Origin of the sequence: Nonomuraea rhizosphaerae (assembly GCF_019396405.1) — a bacterium.
Classification (GTDB): Bacteria; Actinomycetota; Actinomycetes; order Streptosporangiales; family Streptosporangiaceae; genus Nonomuraea; species Nonomuraea rhizosphaerae.
Genome location: NZ_JAHKRL010000279.1, coordinates 1 through 7,185, shown reverse-complemented (window position 1 = coordinate 7,185; position 7,185 = coordinate 1). Strand labels below are relative to the sequence as shown.

The following is a 7,185-nucleotide window of genomic DNA, read 5'->3' as shown; positions in this document are numbered from 1 at the left end:
GTTCCGGACGCCCGCCCACCCCCTCGGCGGGCGGGTGTCCGTGCCCCCGGCTGAAGGGCCCTGGCTAAGGGCCTCAAGGGCTCAGGAGAAGAAGGGCTACTTCACCGAGCCCGCCATCATGCCCTGCACGAAGTAGCGCTGGAAGGCGAAGAACAGGACCAGCGGGATGATCAGCGACAGGAAGGCGCCCGACGACAGGATGTCGACGTTCGACCCGAACTGCCGCATCTGCGACTGCAGTGCCTTGGTCATCGGCTGGTTGTTCGTGTCCGCGAAGACCAGCGCGATGAGCATGTCGTTCCACACCCACAGGAACTGGAAGATGCCGAGCGACGCGATCGCCGGCTTGCCCAGCGGGAACACCACCGAGACGAAGATCTTCACCTCGGAGGCCCCGTCCATCCGGGCCGCCTCCAGGAGCGAGGCCGGGATGCCGACGAAGAAGTTCCGCAGCAGGAAGATCGCGAACGGCAGTCCGAACGCCACGTGGAACAGCACCACACCGGGGATCGAGCCGAAGATGCCGACCCCGCCGTAGAAGATGGCGACGGGGATCAGCGCGATCTGGATCGGCACGATCAGCAGCGCGACCACGACCAGGAACAGCCCGTCCCGGCCCGGGAACTCCATCCACGCGAACGCGTACGCGGCCATCGCGGCGATCCCGATCACCAGGACGGTGGTCGGCACCGTGATGAAGACGGTGTTCCAGAAGGACGAGGTGAAGCCGCCGGCCAGCAGGTTCTGGTAGTTCTGGATGGTGATCTCGGCGGGCTTGGTGAAGATCGTCCACCAGCCCTCGGCGCTGTTGACCTCCGGCTGTCGCAGCGAGACGACGAACAGGCCGATCGTCGGCACCAGCCAGAACAGGCCGAGCAGGATCATCACGACCTGCACGCCACCGCTGCCGAGCCGGTCGGTGATCTTGTTGACCCACGTCCTGCGCGGAGCGCCCGCGTGCGCCCCGGCGGGCGCCGTGACGGTTGCGGTCGTCGTCATGACTCGTCCCTCCTGAACCGCCGGATGTTCATGATCATGAACGGCAGGACCAGGATGAGCAGGAAGATCGCCAGCGCGCTGCCCAGCCCCTGGTTGTTGCCGCCGCCGAACGACACCCGCCACATCTCCAGCGCGATCACGTTCGACTGCGGCTGGACCGACGGTGGCGCGATGATGAACACCAGGTCGAACACTTTCAGCGTATTGATGATCATCGTCACGAAGACGACGAGCAGCACCGGCGACAGCAGCGGCACGGTGATCCTGCGGAACACCTGCCACTCCGTGGCGCCGTCGATGCGGGCCGCCTCCAGCGCGTCACGCGGGATGGCCGCCAGGCCGGCCGCGATCAGCACCATGGCGAAACCTGCCCACACCCAGACGAACGCGCCGATGATCGCCGGCGTGATGAGCGTCGGGCCGAGCCAGGTCAGGCCGTGGTAGGCGGCCTGGAAGTTCGACTGCGGCAGCCGTACGACGTAGGCGCCGGCCGGCAGCCCGTCGAAGCGGAACGTCCCGTCCTCGGCGGTCGTGGCGGTCCCGGCGACCTGGCCGTCCTTGACCGCCTCGACGGTCATGCCGGGCAGGCCCTTCTCACTGCCGTCGATGGCGCCGTTCTTGCCGCCACCGCCCGCCGTGAAGTCGAACCACACCGTCCCGGACAGGTCGTTGCCCGGCGGCGCGGCCTTGGCGGGCGCGGCCGAGCCCGGCATGATCTCCGGCTTGATGCCGACGATCGGGACCAGCACCGGCTGACCCGCCTGCACGGGCTGCTTGGTGACGACGGCGCCGCTCTGAGCGGCGACCTGGGACTGGTCGCCCTCGCGCGGCCGTGCCTCCGGATAGCCCTGCGAGGAGGAGAACGTGTCGTGCACGGTCGTCAGGATGGCGTTGGCCACGCCCTTGTCCGGGTCCTCGTCGTACACGAGCCGGAAGATGACGCCCGCGGCCATCAGCGAGACCGCCATCGGCATGAAGACGATCAGCTTGAACGCGGTCGCCCACTTGATGCGCTCGGTGAGCACCGCGAAGATCAGGCCCAGCGTCGTCACGACGATCGGGGCGACGACCACCCAGATCAGGTTGTTCCTGATCGTGGTGAGCATGCTCCCGTCGGTGAAGATCGTCAGGTAGTTGCCCAGCCCGACGAACCCGCTGCCGGTGGCGTCGAACAGGCTGCGGAAGATGGAGTAGACGATCGGGTACACGACCCAGATGCCCAGCAGCACGGCCGCCGGGAGAAGGAAGACGATGGCGACCGTCGGCGAGGGGCCGAGGCGTCGTTGCTTGCGGGGGGTATCAGCCGGTCCGGGGACGGACCCACCCGCGATGGTCGCGGGCGGGTCCTGCGGGCCGTTCAACCGTTCGGTCACGGCCTTACCTCTTTACTTCCAGGCCTTCTTGGCCTCGTCCTCGAGCTTGGTCTGGGCGCCCTTGATGTCCGCGGGGTCGCGCAGGAAGTCCTGGAGCACCTTCCACTCGCCCTTGCCGTCGGTGCCGCCGAAGGCGCTGGGCGCCAGGTCGGACATGTCGTACCGGACGGCGTCGCCGGCGGAGATGATCGTCTGGCCGAGAGCCTTGGTCAGCGGGTCGGGGTAGTTGTCGGGGGAGACGTTCTTGTTGGGCGACAGGTAGCCGGGCAGCTTGGCCCAGATCTCGCCACCCTCCTTGGAGGCCAGGAACTGCAGCAGCGCCATCGCTCCGGGCGAGTCCTTCATCGCGACCGCCACGTCACCGCCGAGCACGACCGGAGCGGTGTCACCGGCCTTGGGGAACGGGATGTACTTGGCGTCCTCGCCCACCTTGGCGCCGTCCTGGACGGCCTGGGTGGCCACGAAGTCGGCCTCGATGACCATGGCGGCCTTCTTCTGGCCGTACACCTTGGTCACGCAGGTCGGGAAGTCGGTCTGCAGCGCGCCGGAGTTGCCGTCGAGCACGAACTCCTTCTTGCCGACGATCTGCGCGATCTTCTCCAGCGCGGTGGTCACGCTGGCGTCGGTCCACGGGATCTCGTGCTTGGCGAGCTTGTCGTAGTTCTCCGGCCCGGCGGTCGAGAGGTAGACGTTCTCGAACAGGTCGGTCAGCGTCCAGCCGGAGGCGCCGCAGAAGGAGAACGGGGGCGTGCCGGAGTCGGCGATCGTCTGGGAGGCCTTGACCAGCTCGTCCCAGTTCGTCGGCGGCTGCACGCCCGCGTCCTGGAACGCCTGCTCGCGGTACCAGATCAGCGACTTGTGCGCCGCCTTGATCAGCACACCGTACGGCTTGCCGTCGGCGGAGCCGAGCTCCTTCCAGTACGGCGTGTAGTTGGTGTCGATCTCCTGGACCACCGCGTCGGTCAGCGGCTTGAGCGCGTTCTGCTTGGAGTACTGCTGGACCAGGCCGGGCTGCGGCAGGATCGCCACGTCCGGCGGGTTGCCGCCCTGGATGCGCGGGCCGAGGTAGGCGCCCGTGTCCTCGCCGGTGGAGGCGTAGGTGACCTGCGCGCCGGTCTTGTCGGAGAAGGCCTTCAGCACGCTCTCGAAGTTCTTCTGCTCCTGGCCGGTCCACTTCGCGGCGACCTCGAGCTTGACGCCCTGGAGCGTCTTGTCCCCGGCCCCTGCCGACGCGGAACTCGACGCGGTGGGCTGCGTGGTGGTCGGCGCGTTGCCGCAGGCGGCGACGGCTACCGCAAGCCCTGCCAGGATCGCTGCTGCTCTGGCTGTTCGCATGGTTGCCTCACTGTGGTGGTTCTGACTCACTGGGGTTACTTACTGTGCCGGAGTCGTCGCTCCGGCCTATTGGGTCTTGATGATCTCTTGCAGTTCGGACTTCATGGAGGCCGCCACGTCGTCGGCGGACTCGTTGTACGGAGGACTCAGCGCCTTGGCGACCGTGCTCGCGATCACCAGGCTGAGCTGGTTGTAGTTCGCGCTCACCGGACGCGGCTTGGCGGCCAGGATGCTCTCCTTGAGCACAGGCAGGTACGGGAAGCGCTTGATCAGGTCGGGGTCGTCGTAGAGCTCGGTCCACACGGGCGGGAACGAGCCGTCGGTAAGGACGCGCCGCTCGTTCTCCAGCCCGGTGAAGTAGCGGATGAACTCCTGGGCGGTGTGCTGGTGCTTGGAGTAGGCGCTGACGGCCAGGTTCACGCCGCCGAGCACGCTCGACCCCGGGCCGTCGAGCCCCGGCAGCCTGGTCACCGCGAACTTGGAGCCCAGCTTTGCCAGAGCGGGGCCGTACGCATGGGGCCAGTTGCGGGCGAAGGTGAGGTGTCCTTCCTGGAAGGCCAGGCGCGACTCCTCCTCCTTGTAGCTCACCGACTCGCTGGGGATCCAGCCTTCGCGCAGGCCCTGGAGCAGGAAGTCCAGGGCGATCCTGCCCTTGGCCGGGTCGAAGGTCACCTCCGTGCCGTCGGGGCTGAGGATCTGCCCGCCCGCTGACTGCACGGCTTCGGAGAAGTTCACGGTCAGTCCTTCGTACGCGAGGAACTGGCCGGCGTAACCCCCTATGTCTCGCTTCTTGGTGATCTCTAGGGCTTGCTGGCGAAGTTCCGCCCACGTACGGGGTGGCTTCTTCACCAGGTCGGTGCGGTAGTACAGGAGGCCGGCGTTGCTCGTGTACGGGACGGCCCACAGCTTGCCCTTGTAGACGGCGGTGTCCACGGTGGGCGGCAGGAACCTGTCGAGCGGGAAGAGCCCGCGCTCCAGGGGGATGATCCAGCCGTTCTCCGCGAACTCGGCGGTCTGCACGACATCGAGGCCGAGCACGTCGTACCGGCTGCTGCGGGCCTGGAGGTTGGCCACCATCTGCGCGCGCTGCTCGTCGGCGGCCTCGGGAAGCTCGAGGAGCGTCACCTTCTCGGCCGGGTGGGCCTGGTTCCAGCGATCCAGCAGAGGTTGCAGGTACGCCGTGGTGTCGCGTCCGGTGGCGAAGGTGATCGGGCCTGTGCCGCCCGTGCCGGTCTCGCCGCCGCCCTCGTCGCCCGCCGACGCGCACCCTGCCGCCAGAAGGACGGCGAGCGCGGCGGACAGCGGGCGAAGCACTCTGGTTACCTCCCTGTTCAAGGGGATTACATTCGTGTTAGGTAGATGCATTCATGTTATGCACACAGGTAATCTGGTGGTCAACGCATAAGTGCGTAACGCATCCGTAACACACAGGGGGAGGTGGGGCGTGCGGCTGCACCTGCTGGCACTCCTGGCCAAGGAACCTGCCCATGGTTACGAGCTCAAACAGGCGCTTGAGCAAACCTTTGGCAGTGCCTACCCCTCTCCCAACATCGGCCAGATCTATGTGACTCTGGGCAGGTTGGAGAAGGACGGCTTGGTCAGGGCCGTGGACGTGGAGCAGTCCAACCGGCCGAACAAGAAGGTCTACTACCTGACCACCAAGGGCCGGGAGATCCTCACCGTCTGGGTGGACGAGCCGACCGAGGGCCCGCGGGTGCGCGACGAGTTCTTCATGAAGCTCGTGCTCGCGCCGCTCACCGGCATCGCCGACCGGATGGCCCTGATCAGCCGCCAGCGCCGCCACTACCTGGGGCTCATGAGCGACCTGAACGACCTGCTGGCCCGCACCGAGCCCGACGACCGGGTGGCCATCCTGCTCATCGAGGGCGCGATGCTCCATCTTCAGGCGGACCTTGACTGGCTGGAGCGATGCCAGGAGGATCTGGCATGAGCGTGATCAGGACCGTCAACCTGGTGAAGATCTACTCGGGTGGCGCGGTTCCCGTGCCCGCTGTCCGGGGCGTTGACCTGCGGGTCGAGGCGGGCGAGTTCGTCGCCGTCATGGGGCCGTCGGGGTCGGGCAAGTCGACGCTGGTGCACATGCTCGGCGGGCTGGACGCCCGGACGAGCGGTGAGATCTGGCTGGACGAGAAGCGCGTGGACACCCTGTCGGAGAGCGCCTGGGCGCTGCTGCGGCGCAAGAAGATCGGCTTCGTCTTCCAGTTCTTCAACCTGGTGGCCAACATGACCGTGGCCGACAACGTGGAGCTGCCCGCGCTGCTGGCCGGGGCCGCGCCCAAGGACGCCCGCGAGCGCAGGGAGCACCTTCTGGGCGCGCTCAACCTCGCCGATCGCGCCGACTCCGCGCCCGGCCAGCTCTCCGGCGGCGAGCAGCAGCGGGTCGCGCTGGCCCGCGCGCTGGCCAACCAGCCGAGCGTGCTGCTGGCCGACGAGCCGACCGGCAACCTCGACAGCCGCAACACGCGCGACGTGCTGCGCCTGCTCAGCGACGTGCACAAAGAGGGCCAGACGATCGTCATGGTCACCCACGACGCCCGCGTGGCCGGGCTGGCCGACCGCCTGGTGTCGCTGTTCGACGGCGAGATCGTGGACGACGGCCGGATCACCCGCAGGCGTACGGGCACCGCCGGGGAAGTGATCGACCTCAGGTGAGCACTGCGAGGGCGGGGAGCAGGTGGATCAGGGCCGACCTGCGGGCCAGGCCCGGCCAGGCGCTGCTCACCGTGCTCGCCGTGGCCGGGATCGTGGCCGCGCTGATCACCGCCGTCACCCTGCTGGAGGACGGCACGAACCCGTGGCGCAGCCTGTCCGCCCAGACCGACGGCGCGCACGTGTGGTTCTACACCAAGGACAGCCCCCAGGCCGCGCTCGGTGACATCGACGGCGTCGTCCAGACGGCGGGCCCCTACCGGACGGCGCCCGTCACCGTCGTGCAGGGCGGCAAGAAGGAGCCCGCCACCCTGCACGCGATGCCCGCGACGCCGCCCCGGGTGGCCCACCCGGTGGTGGCCGAGGGCCGCTGGCTCGACCCCGTGCAGTCCGACGGCGTGGTGGTCGAGCGCTCGTTCGCCACGTCGCTGCGGCTCAAGGTGGGCGACGCCTTCACGATCATCGCGCTCGTCGGCGAGCGCCACACCCTGTACGTACGCGGCATCGCCGACTCCGCCGAGCAGGGCTTCTACCCCGAGTGGACCCCCGGCCTGGCCTGGGTGCTGCCGGCCACCCTCGACCGGATCGAGCCCACGCTCGGCCGCAGCGAATGGGTCACCGGCCTGCGCCTGGCCGACCCCGAGGCCGCCCAGGTCGTCTCCCAGCGGGTCGTGGTCATGCTGGAGGACCAGCTCCAGCGCGTCTACACCTGGCGCGAGGTCAGGGCCGCGATGGAGCTGGACAACCGGCTGCTCGGCACGCTGCTGGCGCTGTTCGGCATGGTGGGGCTGGTGGGCGGGGCGGCCGG

The 7,185-nt window shown here is 68.3% G+C and carries 7 protein-coding genes; 3 read left to right on the top strand and 4 right to left on the bottom strand.

Going from position 1 to position 7,185, the window contains the following annotated elements; genetic code table 11:
* Positions 1-96 precede the first annotated feature (96 nt).
* From KME77_RS14175 to KME77_RS14160, 4 genes are all read right to left on the bottom strand, one after another.
* Positions 97-999, bottom strand: coding sequence for a carbohydrate ABC transporter permease (locus tag KME77_RS14175; protein ID WP_219466953.1), 903 nt, complete (start codon positions 997-999; stop codon positions 97-99).
* Positions 996-2,372 (bottom strand): ABC transporter permease, encoded by a 1,377-nt coding sequence (locus tag KME77_RS14170; RefSeq protein WP_219466950.1) that lies wholly within the window; start codon positions 2,370-2,372, stop codon positions 996-998. Before KME77_RS14170 ends, KME77_RS14175 begins: the two co-directional genes overlap by 4 nt.
* Positions 2,373-2,384: 12 nt before the next feature.
* Positions 2,385-3,707: an ABC transporter substrate-binding protein gene (locus KME77_RS14165; protein ID WP_219466948.1), complete on the bottom strand. Its 1,323-nt coding sequence runs from the start codon at positions 3,705-3,707 to the stop codon at positions 2,385-2,387.
* Positions 3,708-3,773: 66 nt separating this feature from the next.
* Positions 3,774-5,021, bottom strand: coding sequence for an ABC transporter substrate-binding protein (locus KME77_RS14160; RefSeq protein ID WP_308250699.1), 1,248 nt, complete (start codon positions 5,019-5,021; stop codon positions 3,774-3,776).
* A gap of 130 nt (positions 5,022-5,151) precedes the next feature.
* On the opposite strand from KME77_RS14160, the gene KME77_RS14155 reads away from it, so the two are divergent.
* From KME77_RS14155 to KME77_RS14145, 3 genes are all read left to right on the top strand, one after another.
* Positions 5,152-5,658 (top strand): PadR family transcriptional regulator, encoded by a 507-nt coding sequence (locus KME77_RS14155; RefSeq protein WP_219466945.1) that lies wholly within the window; start codon positions 5,152-5,154, stop codon positions 5,656-5,658.
* Positions 5,655-6,380 carry an ABC transporter ATP-binding protein gene (locus tag KME77_RS14150; RefSeq protein ID WP_219466944.1) on the top strand — a complete coding sequence of 242 codons (726 nt, stop codon included), beginning with the start codon at positions 5,655-5,657 and terminating at the stop codon, positions 6,378-6,380. The genes KME77_RS14155 and KME77_RS14150 overlap by 4 nt, the downstream gene beginning before the upstream one ends.
* The coding region (locus KME77_RS14145) for an ABC transporter permease (RefSeq protein WP_219466943.1) at positions 6,377-7,185 on the top strand (809 nt) is incomplete at its 3' end. The genes KME77_RS14150 and KME77_RS14145, both read left to right, overlap by 4 nt.

Coding starts and splice junctions, on each gene's coding strand:
- KME77_RS14175 (WP_219466953.1), bottom strand. CDS start 999: ATGACGACGACCGCAACCGTCACGGCGCCCGCCGGGGCGCACGCGGGC.
- KME77_RS14165 (WP_219466948.1), bottom strand. CDS start 3,707: ATGCGAACAGCCAGAGCAGCAGCGATCCTGGCAGGGCTTGCGGTAGCC.
- KME77_RS14150 (WP_219466944.1), top strand. CDS start 5,655: ATGAGCGTGATCAGGACCGTCAACCTGGTGAAGATCTACTCGGGTGGC.